Here is a 14,230-nt window from a genome sequence, read left to right as displayed (position 1 = left end):
GCTGCTCCCCTGTCCGTCCCGCGTCCATCGCCGCCGCCTGGGGCGACGAGCCCTCGTCCGCGGTGGGTTCCTTCGCGCTGTCGCGCCGAGTTCCACCCAGATCGGACAGCTCGCCGAGATCGAGCGCGAGCGTCGCAAGGAGGGGGACGGCGGAAGCGACGCGAGTGGTCAGGGGGTGAGGGCCTGGCGGAGGGTGGGGTGGCACTCGATGAGGCCGTCGACGCCGACGAGCTGCAGGACCCGCAGTACGGAGTCGGTGGGTGCGGCCAGGCGCAGCCAGCCACCGGCCTGCGTGACGTCCTTGAAGGCGGTGATGAGAATGTTGATGCCGCTGGAGTCCATGAACGTGACGTGGCCCAGGTCGATCACGATGCGGGGCCGGACGTCGCCGGTGACGTGCAGGGCCTGCCTCACCTGGTCCCCGGTGTGGTGGTCGAGTTCCCCCGCCAGGGTCAGTACATGGATACCGTCCGTGGTCGCGGCCACTACTGACAGCACACCCGACTGTTCGGCGTGTTTCGCGTCCGTCATATGCTCCTGCCCCTCAAACATATGAGTGATACTTGCACATCAATACCTTCACCCTGGAGTGCTCCCTGCACCATGGGGGCGATGTTCGTGCGCCGGTGTGAAGCCGGCGCGGAGGAGTGTGGGCGTATACCGCGAAAGCGCGGGTATGCGCCGGGGGTGAACGGGGCAGCGAAGGTGGCCGGGATGGAATCAGGGCCTTTGGACGGGGGCGGCACCTCGCCGGAGGCGCAGGACGTACAGACCACGGTGGCGTTGGACGGTGACGGTACGGACATCGCCCAGGCCCGCCACCTGGCTGCGGGCTTCCTCGCCGAGGTACAGGCCGAACACGGCCTGCCGGTCTCTCAGCGAGCCATGGACCTGACCCAGCTGGTAGTCAGTGAGCTGGTCACCAACGCCCGCAAGTACGCGCCCGGCCCGGTGCTGCTGAACTTGCGCATCACCGGTGCCGGCGGTCTGGTCGAGGTGGCGGTGTGGGACTCCGATCCCGTGCTGCCGGTGGCCCGGGCGGCCGATGCCGGACGGGTGGGGCAGCACGGGCTGGAGATCGTGATGGCCGTGGCCCAGGGATTCGAAGTCCAGCGGGAACCGGTCGGCAAACGCGTCACCGCCCGCATCGCTCTCCTGGACAGCCCCGACGGTGACGTCGCCGGGCAGCTCCCCCTGTAGCGCGGCCCCGGAGTGCTGTCGTCACCGGGCAGCCGGCCCCTGCTTCGTCGGACCGGGCTGTTGCCCTGACCCCGCGTACCTTCTCCAGCTTCCCGACGCCCGGCGAAGACTCTGGAGTCGGTCCGCTGAATCATCCGGAACGCCGGGCGAGCCGGAGAGGGAGCGGTCCGGTCGCGGCGGTGGTCAGGCGGCGTCGAGGCGCCTGTGCCGCCGGCCGGGGATGCGCCTCGTGCTCGCCGCGCGCCTGCCTCCGGGGATCAGGCGCAGGTGCCGGCGGCGGGCGTGGCGGGGTGGCCGTACGGTGCGGGTGAGCCATTCCTCGATGCGGCTCGTGAGGTACAGCAGTGCTGCCATGACCGGCAGCAGCAGGCACGCGGTCAGGATCACCGGTTTCCCCCTTCCCGGGAGGCGACCAGTGAGCGGGTGCCCGCATGTGATCCGGTGATGGCGCAGGGGTGTGAAGATGCTGTACCTGTCGCCCATGCGTCCTGGGGAGATGCGGTGGCAGCCGGTGGACACAGCGATGCGACGGTGATGCGCCTTCCGGCGGTGCGCGCCGGGCTCTGGCGACGTGGGACACGTCCGTGGCGCCTCCCTCGATCTGCACGAACCCGGCGCCGTCCGAGCCCTGCTCGACGCGGCGATGGCGTGCGGGTGGCGACCGGGAGAGCGGCGGGCGAGGGAGATCGACGGCTGGTCCCTGCTGCAGGCGGCGGCCACCGCACGGGCCGAGGCCGTGGACGACCCGTCGAGGGCGACTCCGAAAACGACGCCTGCTTGATCAAGGCCGCGCAGGCCGGGGCCGGCGACGGGGACATCGGCCTTCCCGCTCACACACAGCAGGTGGGCCGAGGGAGGGGCCCACCTGCCTCGCCACCCACGGTGGCTGCCTGCTGCCGTCAGGGAGACTGCCGCTGGCCGTGGTACCGCTGGGCCAGCCGGGCGAGAGCGACGGCGCCGAGCAGCAGGCCGAAGTCGCGCAGCGCGATGTCGTAGTAGCCCGGGATGGTCAGCAGGTTGACGATGATGCCTGCGAGCCACCCGGCCACCAGCCAGCCCCCGAAGCGCGGGGCGAGCGCGACGGCGACGCCCGCGACGATTTCGATCACTCCGACGGCGTACATGGCCTGCTGGGCGCTGCCAGGAACGATGTCGTTGATCCAGGGCGCGAGGTAGGTGGGCCAGTCCACGAGCAGATTGGCGAACTTGTCCAGCCCGAACAGGACGGGCGCCACGGCGAACCCGGCGCGCAGGACGACGAAGGCCTGGTAGCCGGGGTCGCTGAGCACGCGGCGCCGGTAGGCGACGGACGGGGTGGTTGTGGTTGGGGACGACATGACGCCCTCCTTCTATCGACAACTCTCATTAACAATAGAAGCGCGGCAGCCCTATTTAGTCAATCGCGATGGGTTTTACACTGGTGTTCGTGGACCACTCGAAGGAAGCACCCCGCCACGACATCTCCGCCGTCGCCGCGCTGGACGAGCCGAACCGCAGAAGGCTCTACGACCACGTGGTCCGTCAGCCGGGGCCGGTCAGCCGCGACGAGGCCGCCGCGGCCCTCGGCCTGGCCCGGCAGACCGCCGCCTTTCACCTGGACCGGCTGACCGACGAGTCACTGCTCGACGTCGTCTACGAACGGCGCAGCGGACGCACCGGCCCGGGCGCGGGCAGGCCGGCCAAGCTCTACAAGCGCTCCGCCAAGCAGGTCGCCGTCAGCCTGCCCGAGCGACACTACGAGCTGGCCGGACGGCTCCTCGCCCAGGCGCTGGAGGAGTCCGAAGCCACCGGTGAACCGGTCCGTCCCGTCCTGCACCGGCGGGCTCACGAACTGGGCGCGCAGCTCGCCGGGCCGGAGCAGGCGGATGTGCTCGCCGTGCTGGAAGGGAACGGCTTCGAACCTCGCTGTGAGGGTGACGCCGTCGTCCTGGGCAACTGTCCCTTCCACACGCTCGCCCGCGAACACACTCGGACGGTGTGCGGCATGAACCTCCACCTGCTGCGCGGCGTGCTGGACGGGCTCGCCGAAGACGGGCTCCAGGCGCGCCTGGACCCCGGGCCCGGTCACTGCTGCGTCCGCCTGGAGCCGGCTGCCTGACCGCCCGTCGGCGTGCGTCCGTCCTGAGAAGTGACTCCGCGGCTCGCACGGCGTGTCCTGGCGTCTACAGCTCGAACTCCAGGTGCTCGATGTCCGTGAAGCGGACTTCCTCCAGGCTTCCGGCGCGGCGGCCGCTGTCCTGGAAGTACACGTCCTTGAGCGCTTCGGCGGTGATCTGCTGCAGTCGCCGGTCATCGGCGCCGGCCTGCTGGGCATCGAAGAGGCGGGCCGCGTGCTGCGGGGGCAGGGCGACGGTCAGGTGCCGGATGCGGGACTCGTCCGTCGTCCCGATGGGGGCGGTGTAGCCGAGGCGGGCACGGGTGTCGATGACGATGCCGCCGGTGGTCGCCGCCTGCCGGCGGGCCCTGGCCCGGACCTGCGGCTGCCAGCGCTGCTTCACTTCGCGGTCCAGTCGGGCGGCGAGGTCGGGGCGGGGCGTTCTGATCTGGTTCTTGACATACCGTTCGACGGTGCGCTGGGAGATCCGCAGCGTCCGGGCGACGGCGCGGGTGCCTTTGAGCTGTCTGACCAGGTAGCGCATCTGGGCGGGTGCGCTCTTGGGTGCCGGGCGGGTGAAGGAGCGTTGCACCGCGGCGTCCAGGCCGTCTCCGAACAGGCTCATCGTCGCCTTCGCCTACTCTCCGTTGTCGAGGTCGGTGACGGTGCCGTCCTTGATGTAGCGGGCGAGGTTGAGGTCGGGGGCGTCGAACCGTTCGCGGACCTCTTCGCCCCACAGGACGCTCTGCGTTCCCTCGTGCTTGACGAGGCCGGGGTTGATGCCGAGCTTGAAGCCGCCGGGCAGCGGCTTGCCCTGCCGGTAGGGCAGGAAGTCCAGCGGCGAGGGCCCGTCGGCCGCGTACACGACGCAGTCGGACAGGATCGCGACCGGGTACTGTCCGGTGAACGCCGCATGCTTGACGATCTTGCGGTGCAGGTTGGTGCGGGTGCGGGAGATGACCGCGGCTCGGATGTCGGGCCGCCAGGTCGGGCGGGACAGCGCGCGCCACGGCTGTCCGGGCCGCCAGCCCTCGCCGCGGGGGCGTTCGCGCAGCTTGCCCAGGCCGCCCTTGACGGTCGCCTTGATCGCCGAGGCGACGATGGCCGCCTCGGGGTCGCTTTCCTCGCGGGCGTTCATGGCGGCGAGGAAGTCCGCGGGAGCGAGGTCGGTGTGGACGCCGAGGTCGGCCATCGTGGCGAGGTAGGCGTCGCGCAGCCGCTGGTACCAGCCGTCCAGGTAGCGGCCGCTCTCGTACCGGACGTACGCCTCGCGCGGACGTACCGCGTAGCCGAGCTCGACGGCGTAGGCGACCGTCGGCGTCGCGTACCAGGCCGGCCCCTCGGGACGCTCGCCCTTCGGCGTGAACGGGCTGGGCAGCAAGTCACCGTCCAGCTGCGCCCACTCCTTGCCGACCTTCACCCGCGACAGGTCGACGTGGGACAGGTCCACCAGCCAGCTCCCCGGCAGTTTCGGGTCGAACGCGGGGTTCCTGACGTGGGTGGGTGCTCCGAGGCCGACGAGCAGGCCGTTGGCTCCGGCGGCGAAGGCCATGTTCACGTCGATGCCGACCAGATGCCGGAGGGTGCACTCGGCATCCGTCATCGGCCGCGCCCAGTCGTACGCTTCCTCGAACAGCTTCTCGTCGGGGCCGCGGACGTGGAAGCGCGGCAGGTCCGCCAGCAGCGGATGCCCGTCGGGCGCCTCGCACGGCGCCGGGTCGACCGGGTCCTTGCCCAGCGAGCCGGGGTTGCGCTCGGAGTGCCGACGGCCGTCGGCGTCGGGCTGGGACGCGCGGGTCGGCGGGTGCAGCGCCGTCATCAGTTCCAGACCGGTCACGGCGGTGGAGCCGCGCGGGGTCATCACCCGGGAGGCGTACAGCCCGAGCACCCGGGCGAGGTCCGCCGGCGGAAGCCGCGCGGCGTGGCCCCAGTGACGGGCATCGAGCGCCTTCCAGGACGGGATGCACAGTTGCACGCAGGCCCGCTCCGCACCTTGCGCGGGACGGTAGATCCGCGCCCAGGGCCCCAGCCCGCGCTTCGTGAGCTTCCAGCCGGCACGCGCCAACTGCTTGACGGCTCTGTGGCCTTCCGGAATCCGCCCGGCGTGCCGCTCCTCGTCGGTGAGGGTGGTGGGCAGGCCGTAACGCTCCAGCGCGGTCTCGGAAAGCACCAGAAGCGGATCGGCGTCCTTGCCCGGACCGGACAGTCTCGGCTGCCCGAGCTTCGCCTCCGTCAGCGCCCATTCCACGAGAGCCGCGAGGGTTCGGGCGGGCACCTCCAGGACCAGGCCGCCGGTACAGTACGCCCACGCCTGGCTGTCGGTGTCGACGTCGACGACGGCCAGTGGACCGTTGGCGAAGCGTGAGTCGCTGCCGCTCGTCGGCGTGGCCACCGAGGTTGCGGCCGGGACTGTGTCCCGCGCGCCTGCCCGGCGGGACACCGACGACGACCTGACCGGTCGTGCCGTGATGTCGGCCGGCACCGGGCTCGGCGACACGGTCTCCGTCCTCTCCGGGTGGGGCGCCCCCGCACCTGAGGCAGGTGCCGGTGCGGCCGGCTCCTCCGGCGCTGCGGGAGCGGGGTAGAGCTCGGCCAGCTTGCTGAGCAGTCGCGCGTACGCCTCACGCTCCGGGCCACGCGGCTCAACGGTCTTCTTGGACGATTCCCAGCCCGATACCGTCGCCCGGCGCACTCCCAGCGCGCCCGCCACCTCGTCCAGCGTGAGTCCGTGCGCGGTGCGCAGCCGCTTGCGCTCCGGTGCCGACGGCAGCGGTGCACGGGACGCCACCAGGGCGTCGACCGCGTCGAACAACTCGGACATACGACACCTCCCGAGCGGCAGCCTATCTCACCAACCGCACGGACAGCATACATTCCGCGTACGGACAGCGTGCACGGAGTGCAGGGAGGTCGGCCACCGCGCCCCCGCAGCTGATCGCGCCCCTGGCCGGGAGAGACGCCTACGCGAGCGGCACGACATCGAACCTTGAACCGTCCCGGAGCCCGGTCACGTTGCTGAACCGCCGGCAGGAGCGACACCACAAAGGCCCTGCCACCGACACACGGAGGTATCGAGATGCCCGACCACGGCTCGTCCGGAGCACCGTCCGGGAACGAGCAACCGCCGCCGTACGAAGGTCATGCCCCCGATCCGTTGTCCTTTCTGGACCCGGAATCGCGGCGACTGCACGAAAGGATCGAGCGTTCGCAGGCGCAGCCGCCGGCGTACGAAGGGGCACCCAACCCCCTGACGTTTCTCGATCCGGAGTCCAGGCAGCGCCAGGCCGAGATCGAACGCGGGCACATCAACCACCCCGTGACGCGTGACGCGCCTGCCCGGTCCCGACCGGATCAGCCGCCGGCGTACGAGGGCGCGCCCAACCCTCTCGCCTTCCTGGACGCGGATTCACGACAGCGCCAGGCCCAGGTCGAAACCGGCCGAGTCGGGCAGGTGGCTGTGTCCGACTGGCAGATCCCGGCCGAGACGCAAGCGCTGATCGCTCAGTACTCGAGGTCACGCCCCGCAGGCACACCTCAGTCCACGGAGTCGTCCAGGCAGCGGGACGCCCAGAACGCCTCCTCCTCCACGGCGCATTCCGGTCGTCGCAGCCATCGGTCGGCAGGGCGCAGAAAGTAGGAGTCTCTCCTCACCCGTCGTAAAGGGCCTGTCCGACAGCCTCGAGGTTGCCAGCAGGCGTACCCGTAGTGGGCGGTGAGGAGTCGGCGCACCCACCGGCGCTGCTGGTGGTTCAGGGCGCGGCGCTGACGGGCGACGATGTCGATCGCGGCGGGAGTTCAGCGGGGTCCTCCGGCAGCCTGCCCCGCTGGACACCGCGCCCACCTGCGGGGGCCGGCTCGCGCTCAGCAGCCGCCCCGAGACCCCGTCGGGATGACTGACGGTGAGCCCGCACAGCCATGTCACCTCGCCCGGAGGCCGCGGAACCGGGGCCCGTCGCAGCCGCAGCCGCTGACACGGCCCGGAATCTGCTGGGGCTCATCCCCTTGTGGCGTTTGAACGCGGCACTGAAGCCGAAGGCGTCGGCGTAGCCGACGGACCTGGCGATGTGGGCGATGCCGAGGTCCGTGTCGGACAGCAGCGCCTCGGCCTCGTCCATGCGGCACTCGGTGACGTAGGCAAGGGGCGGACGGCCCATCAGCCGGGTGAAGCGCTTCGCGAACAGCGCACGGGAGACTCCGGCGCGAGCGGCCAGGGACGCCACCGTCCAGGCTTCGGCGGGCCGGTCGTGGAAGGACTGCAGGGCGGGGGCGAGGACCGGGTCGGCCAGGCCCCTGTACCAGCCGGGCGCGTCGGTGCCCGCCTGGTCGAACCAGCTGCGCAGGGTGCACACGAGAGCCCAGTCGAGGAGCCGGTCCATCAGCGCCTGGGAACCGGCCGAGTGCCGCGCGGCGTCGACTGCGACCGTCTCGAACCAGGCGCAGACGTCTGTGTCCTCCTCGACCACCAGGACGGGCGGGAGGGCACTCAGGAGCCGTTGGTGGCGGTGCCCCGAGGCACGGTAGGCGCCCACGATCAGCGCGGTGGCCTCGTCCGCCTCGTTGTCCCAGTGGATACCCGCGAGTTCCTGGTCCGAGCACTCGGGGCCGGCGGTGAAACAGGAGAGTTCGTACAGGGCGGGGGAGTCGTGCACGGTGGCGGAATGGTCCGCGAGGTGGAACGGTACGCCGCCGCGGACGAGGGCCGTGTCACCCGGGCCCACCGCTCGCTCGGTTCCGTCGGGAAGCAGCAGCGTTCCCGCGCCGCGCAGCACGCTGATCATGACGAGGGGCGCGTCGTCGACGAAACGGATCGTCCAGGGCGCCGTCAGCACGGCACGGCTGACGACCGATCCCTCGGCCCGGATACCGCTCAGCAGCGAACTCAGAGGATCCACGCGGAACATCGTAGACGATCTCCTATGTTCTGAAGCCTCTCTCCCATGGATCATCTACGCCGCTGCGGCTGTAGTGGACGCATCGAACCGATCGACACTCACCGGGAGACACCGTGACGCAGCACGGCAGCCCTGCCCAGCGCGCCCTCGTGGTCGTCGCACACCACCGCAGCGATTCCCTCACCGGGCACACGGCCCGTCGGGCAGCCGCCCGGCTCGAAGCCGCCGGATACCAGGTCGACCTGCTCGACCTGCATGCCGAGGGGTTCGACCCGCGCATGACCATCTCGGACCAGCCGGACTGGGGCAACAGGGAGAAGACCTACTCGCACGAAGTGCACGCCCACATGCAGCGCCTCCTCGACGCCGATGTCGTCGTCGCCGTCTTCCCGGTGTACTGGCAGAGCGTGCCCGCTCTCCTCAAGGGGTGGATCGACCGGGTGTGGAACTACGGTTTCGCCTACGGACGGAGCAGGCCGCGCCTGGCCGGCAAGCGCATCCTGTGGCTGGGCCTCGCCGGCGCCACGGCGGACGATCCCGTCGTGGAGGGGATGCGACGCGTCCTCGAAACCAACCTGAGTGAAGGCATCGCCTACTACTGCGGCTTCTCCCGTTCGACCGTCGGCCTGCTCACCGACGCGGAGGAGCGCCCGCAGCGCCTCGATGCGGAAGGCAACCTCCTGCTCGGCGAAGCAGTCACGGGCACCGAGCGAGAAGCGCAGTACGCCGCTTTCGACCGGCGCGCACAGCAGTTCGTGGAGCGGTTCGCCGCCGAGGAGGCCGTGGCGGCCTGACCGTCGTGGTGGACGGGCTCAGGAGACCGTGCTCAACTGGTCGGCCGCCGGCAGCCGTTCGGTCTGCGGGGTCTCACCATGGCACTGAGGTACGTGCTCGGCGATGATGACCGGCATGGACTCTCGTTTCGTCGGCATCGCCGAGCTGGCCGAAGCTCCGTCCGTGGCGGTCGTGGTGGACGTCATGCGTGCTTTCACGGTGGCCGCCTGGGCTTTTGGCCAGGGAGCGGAGAAGATCGTTCTCGCTGAGTCGCTGGACGAGGCCCTGGCTCTCAAGGCCCGTCACCCGGATTGGGCAGCGCTCAAGGACGGGCCGCCCGCTCCGGGGTTCGACATGGTCAACTCGCCGGGTCTGCTGCGGTCCGTCGACCTTCGCGGCCGGACCGTCGTGCAGAAGACCACGGCGGGCACGGTCGGTGCCCTCGCGGTCAAGGAGGCGTCGCTGGTGCTGTGCGCCGGCTTCGTGGTGGCCGAGGCCACCGCCCGGCTCCTGCGGACGCGCGGGAGCGACGGTGTCACGTTCGTGGTCACGGGTGAAGGCGGGCAGGCCGAGGAGGACTTGGCGTGCGCCGAGTACATCGCCGGGAGGGTCAGCGGGGCGGGGACGGAGTCGGCCGGGTTCCTCCGCCGCGCCGCCCGGTCGCGCGCCGCCGCCGAGCTGGCGCAGGGCGTGCGTCAGGGAGCGCATCCTGACGACGTCCCGCTCTGTCTCGAGGTCGACCGGTTCCCCTTCGCCATGGTGGCGGCCTTGGAAGGCTCGCTCATGGTGGTCCGTCCGTGCGCCGTGCCGTCGCCGGCCGGCGACGCCCCGTCCTGATCGCCTGGTTCTCTGATCGCCGGGTTCACTGTCACTCCGTCAGCCCCGACCGGGGCGGTGGAGGCGCTCACGCGGCATGCTGCGGTGACGGCGAGGCGGTGGCCGGGGCGGCCAGGACCTTGCGGGTGACGCGTTCGGCGATGGCCGCGACCAGGGCCCGGGGGCGGCGGGGTGTCAGATGTGCGGCCAGGGCGTTGCCGCATCCGGGTGCGATGTAGCCGCGGTCGCGCTCCAGTGCGCGCAGCGCGGCCCGGACGACGGGCTCCACGGTGGTCATGCGTCTACGCCACCATGACCTGGAATCCGTGATCACACCGGCGATCAGGGCCGCGTCCGCTCGTCCCTCATCGCCCCCGGCGCCGTCGGAGGTGGTCCTGGTGGTGGCGGGGCAGGTGGTGGTGGGGTAGTCGACCGCTGCCATGGGTGGCGGCTGAGCAGCGCGGGGAACAGGAAGCCCACGACCGCGCCGGCGGTCACGCCGACGACGAGCGCGAGTACGACATTCCAGCCGACTCCGGAATCGAGGTACTCCATCGGTCCCGTGACGAGCGCTCCGTAGGCTCCCAAGGCGAGCGCGCCACGCCCGCGGCGGCGCAGACTCACCCTTCCTGTACTCACAAGCGGCTCCTCCCGTGGAAGGCATTCCAGTCGCCGAGCGTGCAGGCAGTGTTCGTTGCCCGACTTCTGCCCCGCCACGTGGCATCGAGACCCGAGTCGCCGCAGTTTCGCGGAGGTTCCCCCCCGCCTTCACGTCGGAGGCCGGGCGCGTGATCGTCAGTCCTGGGGGGCGAGTCGGATGTCCTCGATTCCTTCGTCCAGGAAGGTGGCCAGGACTTGGGCTTCGGCGTGGACGGCTTCTCGTTCCGGGGCGCTGAGGGGGCGAAGGGTGCGGATGCTCAGTCGGCGGTCGCGCACGGTCCAGGTGGCGGTGACGCGTCCGTCGACGAGAACCGTGCGGTGGCCTGCCACGGACAGACCGAGGTGGGCGGCGTCGATGATGCGGCTGCGGTCGTGGTATCCCAGGATGGCGTTGTCGAACGCCGGGAGGAACCGGACGGGAGCCGGGGTGTCGGGGTCGGGGCGGGGCGCGTCGGGCAGGTCGAGCAGTTCGCGACCGCGTTCGTCACGGAAGACGACGAGTTCGTCCCGGCACGCCTTGACGGCGGCGGGCAGGCCGGCGAGGCCGCACCAGGCGCGCAGGTCCGCGCCGGCGGCCGGCCCGTAGGCCGCGAGGTAGCGGCGCAGCAGGCGCTGCCCGACGGGATCGCCGTCCCCGGTGGGCAGGGGGTCGATGTCCCGTCCCAACCAGGTGGCCAGGGGCAGGTTGCGCACGCCTGCCCTGTGCTGCCACAGGCCGCGGGGCGGGAGTTGGGCCATGGGGATCAGGGCCGCTACGAGCAGTTCCCCCAGGACGCGGTGTGGTCGGCCGGGCCAGCGGTGTTCGAGGGCCTGCACGAGTTCGCGCATGGTGCGCGGCTGCCCGTCGGCCGTCACCGCGCGGCCTGCGGCGGCGATCTCGTCCGTGTCGATGCCGGCCAGTTCGCTTCGGTAGGTGTTCCGCACGCGTTGCCGGAGCATGGTGTCGTGGCGGGCCCGCCAGGCGAGCGCGTCGTCGGCGGTGACGAGGTGGACGGTGCGGCGCATCAGGTGGGTGCGCACCACCGTGCGGCCGGTCAGCGCGTCGTTCAGCTGGTCGGGGGCGAAGTCGGCCAGGCGGGACCACAGGCCGATGAAGGGTTCCTGGGGTTCCTGCGCCTGCAGGCCGCACAGGTGAGCCACCGCCTCGGGCACGGAGGTGCCGGTACGAGTCAGCAGGTGCTGGCGGGCGAGAGTGGCGCGGTTGAGGGCGCGGTTGTCCAAGGTGGTCATGGTGGGTTCAGGATGCCGCTCGTCGGTGGGACGGGGGGTGGGTGCGGGGTCGTGCGGGTGCGGGAGGTGTGCGGTGCCCGCGCCGTCCGGGCCGTACATGGTGCTGCGGTGGCCCGGACGGCGAGGGTCATGCCGTGACGTCGGCCGGTTCAGCCTTCGTACGGGGCGGTGACGTCCAGGACCCAGGTGACGCCGAACCGGTCGGTGAGCATGCCGTACAGGGACACCCACGGTGCGGGCTCCAGCGGACGTACGACGGCCGAGCCCTCGGCGAGCTTGCCCCACAGGGCGCTGATCTCGTCGGCGTCGTCCCCGCGCACGGAGACGAAGAACGGGTTCTCGCCCTGGTTCCAGGGCAGGTGCCCGGGCACGTCGTAGGCCATGACGTGGAAGCCGTTGTCACCGGCCACCTCGCCCCACATCACCCAGTCCGCTTCGCTCTCGTCGCGCACGGCGCCCGCGTCCTTGTAGGTGACGGCGACGGTGCGCCCGCCGAACACCGACCGGTAGAAGTCCAGCGCCTCGCGTGCGGTGCCCCGGAAGTTCAGGTGTGTGGTGGTCGTGACGGACATGGCGTGCTCCTCGCTTCGGTGTGACGCGTATGCCGCCGGCCCGGCCGATCCGGGGGCGGCTGCCGTGACCAGGAGCGATGTCTCCCGAGCGGCTGCACGCCACAGTGGCAGGAGTACCGGACAGGGTGTGTCCTCCACTGCGGGGACCATGGAGCACATGCAGAAAACCTCCTCCCGGCTGCTCGCGCTGCTGTCGCTGCTCCAGACCCCCCGTGACTGGTCCGGCGGGGATCTCGCCCGGCGGCTGAGCGTCACCTCGCGCACGGTGCGCCGCGACATCGACCGGCTGCGCGACCTCGGCTATCCCATCACCACCGTCATGGGACCGGCCGGCGGTTACCGGCTCGAAGCCGGCACGCGCATGCCTCCCCTGTTGTTCGACGACGGCCAGGCCGTCGCCCTGGCCGTCGCACTGCAGACCGCCGCCACCGGCACCGCCGTCGCCGAAGACGCCGCCCGCGCCCTGGCCACCCTGAGCCAGGTCATGCCCGCTCACCTGCGCCACCGCATCGACCGGCTGCGCGTCACCGCCGTCCGACCGCCCTCGGCCGGCGACACCTCCGAGGTGGACCCGGAGGTCCTGATGGAGCTCAGCCGCGTCATCCACGCCCAGCAGGAACTGCGCCTCGACCACACCTCCGGCCCCGGCACCTCGTCCGCCGCCCCCCGCCGCGTCCAGCCCCACCACCTGGTCACCTGGCGACACCGCTGGTACCTCGTGGCCTACGACCTCGACCGCGCGGACTGGCGCACCTTCCGCGTCGACCGCATCCGCCCCCGCACACCCACCGGGCCTCGCTTCACCCCCCGCCGGCTTCCCGGCGGCGACGTCTCCACCTTCATCACCAGCCGGTTCCGCGGCAACGACGGGACCAGCACCGACTGGCCCTGCCGAGGCGAAGTCGTCCTCCACCTCCCCGCCGCGGACGTCGCCCCCCACGCCCAGGACGCGATCGTCGAAGAACTCGGCCCCCACCACTGCCGCCTCACCCTCGGCTCCTGGTCCTGGACCGCACTCGCCACCGCCCTCGGCCGCTTCGACACCGACATCGAGGTCGTCGGCCCACCTCCACTCGCCACCGCGTTCGCAGACCTCGCGGCCCGCTACGCCCGTGCCGCGGGATCAGAGCGTGTGGCCCGCACAGCCCAGGGTTGAGAGATCGCTGCACCTGTCCCACCGGTGCGCCGGCCGGTCGATCAGCTTGCGCCCCCGTAGTCCGACCGCCCGGCCGCCCGACCGCGTCGGGGTGGTCCCGCGATGTTCACCCGTTCGGCCTGCCGTGATGGCGAGGCATGGGGGGTCCGGTGAGGGTGGGGACCGGATCGGCGTCCGCCTCGTCCCGGTCAACCCACCTCCTCGGAAGGGCCTCACCATGTCAGAACGCAACACCGCCATCCGCAGCCTGCACGATCTCGGGCTGGCCGCCTGGTTCGGGGGCTCGCTGATGGGGGCGATCGGCCTCAACGGCGCCGCCCGGGCCGAGGGCGGCACGGAAACGAACCGGGACCGGATCTCTTCGGCGGGCTGGGCGAAGTGGACGCCGGTGAACGCGGCCGCGATCGGTGCGCACCTGTTCGGCGGCGGCGGGCTGCTCGCCGTGAACGCCCACCGCGTCGCCACCCAGCAAGGCGTGGCCGCCTCCACCACGGCCAAGACCGTCGTCACGGCCGCCGCCCTGGCCGCCACCGCCTACGCCCGCATCCTCGGCAAGAAGGTCGAGCTGGCGTCCTCCTCCGACCCCGCCGACGCCGAGAAGGCGGACAAGCACCCGATCGACCTCGACAAGACCCGGCAGCAGTTGGCGTACGCGCAGTGGGCGGTACCGGCCCTGACCGGATGCCTGGTGATCCTCAACGCCCTGCACGGCGAGCAGCAGCGCCCGAGCGAGCAGATTCCCGGCATGTGGGAGCGGGCGCGCTCGGCCACCCACCTGGTGTCGTCGCACCACCACCCCGGGCACTGGGGCGGGTGCGGCCGCCGGCTGTGAGCG

At 71.5% G+C, this 14,230-nt stretch carries 14 protein-coding genes and 2 pseudogenes; 7 read left to right on the top strand and 9 right to left on the bottom strand.

What is annotated here, in order from left to right; genetic code table 11:
• Nucleotides 1–168: 168 nt before the first annotated feature.
• Entirely contained in the window at nt 169–531 is a 363-nt protein-coding gene (locus tag IE118_RS07875; RefSeq protein WP_189556797.1) for an STAS domain-containing protein, read from the bottom strand.
• A 183-nt stretch (nt 532–714) separates the two neighbouring features.
• Here IE118_RS07875 and IE118_RS07870 point away from each other — a divergent pair, with 183 nt between their 5' ends.
• On the top strand, nt 715–1,200 hold the full coding sequence (locus IE118_RS07870; protein WP_189556795.1) for an ATP-binding protein: 486 nt from the start codon (nt 715–717) through the stop codon (nt 1,198–1,200).
• 183 nt (nt 1,201–1,383) lie between these two features.
• Here the strand turns inward: IE118_RS07870 and IE118_RS07865 are convergent, their stop codons facing one another.
• Nucleotides 1,384–1,587 (bottom strand): hypothetical protein, encoded by a 204-nt coding sequence (locus IE118_RS07865; protein ID WP_189556793.1) that lies wholly within the window; start codon nt 1,585–1,587, stop codon nt 1,384–1,386.
• Between the two features lie 172 nt (nt 1,588–1,759).
• Between IE118_RS07865 and IE118_RS07860 the strand changes: the two are divergent.
• A pseudogene (locus IE118_RS07860) lies at nt 1,760–1,981 on the top strand (hypothetical protein); the annotation flags it as partial.
• Nucleotides 1,982–2,099: 118 nt separating this feature from the next.
• Here the strand turns inward: IE118_RS07860 and IE118_RS07855 are convergent.
• Nucleotides 2,100–2,537: a hypothetical protein gene (locus IE118_RS07855; RefSeq protein ID WP_189556792.1), complete on the bottom strand. Its 438-nt coding sequence runs from the start codon at nt 2,535–2,537 to the stop codon at nt 2,100–2,102.
• An 83-nt stretch (nt 2,538–2,620) separates the two neighbouring features.
• Between IE118_RS07855 and IE118_RS07850 the strand changes: the two genes are divergently transcribed.
• Nucleotides 2,621–3,298, top strand: a complete 678-nt coding sequence (locus IE118_RS07850) for a helix-turn-helix transcriptional regulator (protein ID WP_189556980.1) — start codon at nt 2,621–2,623, stop codon at nt 3,296–3,298.
• A 64-nt stretch (nt 3,299–3,362) separates the two neighbouring features.
• On the opposite strand, the gene tpg is transcribed toward IE118_RS07850, so the two are convergent.
• The 3 genes and pseudogenes from tpg to IE118_RS07835 form a co-directional block, all read right to left on the bottom strand.
• Nucleotides 3,363–3,920, bottom strand: coding sequence for a telomere-protecting terminal protein Tpg (gene tpg, locus IE118_RS07845; RefSeq protein ID WP_189556790.1), 558 nt, complete (start codon nt 3,918–3,920; stop codon nt 3,363–3,365).
• 12 nt (nt 3,921–3,932) lie between these two features.
• Nucleotides 3,933–6,116 carry a telomere-associated protein Tap gene (gene tap / locus IE118_RS07840; RefSeq protein WP_189556788.1) on the bottom strand — a complete coding sequence of 728 codons (2,184 nt, stop codon included), beginning with the start codon at nt 6,114–6,116 and terminating at the stop codon, nt 3,933–3,935.
• 1,141 nt (nt 6,117–7,257) lie between these two features.
• Nucleotides 7,258–8,187: pseudogene (locus tag IE118_RS07835) on the bottom strand (AraC family transcriptional regulator); the annotation flags it as partial.
• Nucleotides 8,188–8,300: 113 nt separating this feature from the next.
• Here IE118_RS07835 and IE118_RS07830 point away from each other — a divergent pair.
• Together IE118_RS07830 and IE118_RS07825 are read left to right on the top strand one after the other, a co-directional pair.
• Nucleotides 8,301–8,981, top strand: a complete 681-nt coding sequence (locus tag IE118_RS07830; RefSeq protein WP_189556786.1) for an NAD(P)H oxidoreductase — start codon at nt 8,301–8,303, stop codon at nt 8,979–8,981.
• Between the two features lie 115 nt (nt 8,982–9,096).
• Nucleotides 9,097–9,798, top strand: a complete 702-nt coding sequence (locus IE118_RS07825) for a 2-phosphosulfolactate phosphatase (protein ID WP_189556784.1) — start codon at nt 9,097–9,099, stop codon at nt 9,796–9,798.
• A 67-nt stretch (nt 9,799–9,865) separates the two neighbouring features.
• Here IE118_RS07825 and IE118_RS33970 read toward each other — a convergent pair whose 3' ends face one another.
• From IE118_RS33970 to IE118_RS07810, 3 genes are all read right to left on the bottom strand, one after another.
• Nucleotides 9,866–10,219: a hypothetical protein gene (locus tag IE118_RS33970; protein WP_229846701.1), complete on the bottom strand. Its 354-nt coding sequence runs from the start codon at nt 10,217–10,219 to the stop codon at nt 9,866–9,868.
• Between the two features lie 353 nt (nt 10,220–10,572).
• Nucleotides 10,573–11,667 carry a winged helix DNA-binding domain-containing protein gene (locus IE118_RS07815; RefSeq protein ID WP_189556782.1) on the bottom strand — a complete coding sequence of 365 codons (1,095 nt, stop codon included), beginning with the start codon at nt 11,665–11,667 and terminating at the stop codon, nt 10,573–10,575.
• A 149-nt stretch (nt 11,668–11,816) separates the two neighbouring features.
• On the bottom strand, nt 11,817–12,239 hold the full coding sequence (locus IE118_RS07810; RefSeq protein ID WP_189556780.1) for a VOC family protein: 423 nt from the start codon (nt 12,237–12,239) through the stop codon (nt 11,817–11,819).
• 157 nt (nt 12,240–12,396) lie between these two features.
• Between IE118_RS07810 and IE118_RS07805 the strand changes: the two genes are divergently transcribed.
• Nucleotides 12,397–13,395, top strand: a complete 999-nt coding sequence (locus IE118_RS07805) for a helix-turn-helix transcriptional regulator (RefSeq protein WP_189556778.1) — start codon at nt 12,397–12,399, stop codon at nt 13,393–13,395.
• A gap of 217 nt (nt 13,396–13,612) precedes the next feature.
• Nucleotides 13,613–14,227, top strand: a complete 615-nt coding sequence (locus IE118_RS07800) for a hypothetical protein (RefSeq protein ID WP_189556776.1) — start codon at nt 13,613–13,615, stop codon at nt 14,225–14,227.
• Nucleotides 14,228–14,230 lie beyond the last annotated feature (3 nt).

This window comes from Streptomyces pilosus, from assembly GCF_014649835.1.
GTDB lineage: Bacteria > Actinomycetota > Actinomycetes > Streptomycetales > Streptomycetaceae > Streptomyces > Streptomyces pilosus.
This window is presented reverse-complemented; position numbering and strand designations above follow the sequence as displayed.

What these genes read in the sequence shown, in the direction of transcription:
- tpg (WP_189556790.1), bottom strand. Translation starts at nt 3,920, where the DNA reads ATGAGCCTGTTCGGAGACGGCCTGGACGCCGCGGTGCAACGCTCCTTC.
- tap (WP_189556788.1), bottom strand. Translation starts at nt 6,116, where the DNA reads ATGTCCGAGTTGTTCGACGCGGTCGACGCCCTGGTGGCGTCCCGTGCA.
- IE118_RS07855 (WP_189556792.1), bottom strand. Translation starts at nt 2,537, where the DNA reads ATGTCGTCCCCAACCACAACCACCCCGTCCGTCGCCTACCGGCGCCGC.
- IE118_RS07870 (WP_189556795.1), top strand. Translation starts at nt 715, where the DNA reads ATGGAATCAGGGCCTTTGGACGGGGGCGGCACCTCGCCGGAGGCGCAG.
- IE118_RS07810 (WP_189556780.1), bottom strand. Translation starts at nt 12,239, where the DNA reads ATGTCCGTCACGACCACCACACACCTGAACTTCCGGGGCACCGCACGC.
- IE118_RS07800 (WP_189556776.1), top strand. Translation starts at nt 13,613, where the DNA reads ATGTCAGAACGCAACACCGCCATCCGCAGCCTGCACGATCTCGGGCTG.
- IE118_RS07815 (WP_189556782.1), bottom strand. Translation starts at nt 11,667, where the DNA reads ATGACCACCTTGGACAACCGCGCCCTCAACCGCGCCACTCTCGCCCGC.
- IE118_RS07875 (WP_189556797.1), bottom strand. Translation starts at nt 531, where the DNA reads ATGACGGACGCGAAACACGCCGAACAGTCGGGTGTGCTGTCAGTAGTG.
- IE118_RS07805 (WP_189556778.1), top strand. Translation starts at nt 12,397, where the DNA reads ATGCAGAAAACCTCCTCCCGGCTGCTCGCGCTGCTGTCGCTGCTCCAG.
- IE118_RS07825 (WP_189556784.1), top strand. Translation starts at nt 9,097, where the DNA reads ATGGACTCTCGTTTCGTCGGCATCGCCGAGCTGGCCGAAGCTCCGTCC.
- IE118_RS33970 (WP_229846701.1), bottom strand. Translation starts at nt 10,219, where the DNA reads ATGGCAGCGGTCGACTACCCCACCACCACCTGCCCCGCCACCACCAGG.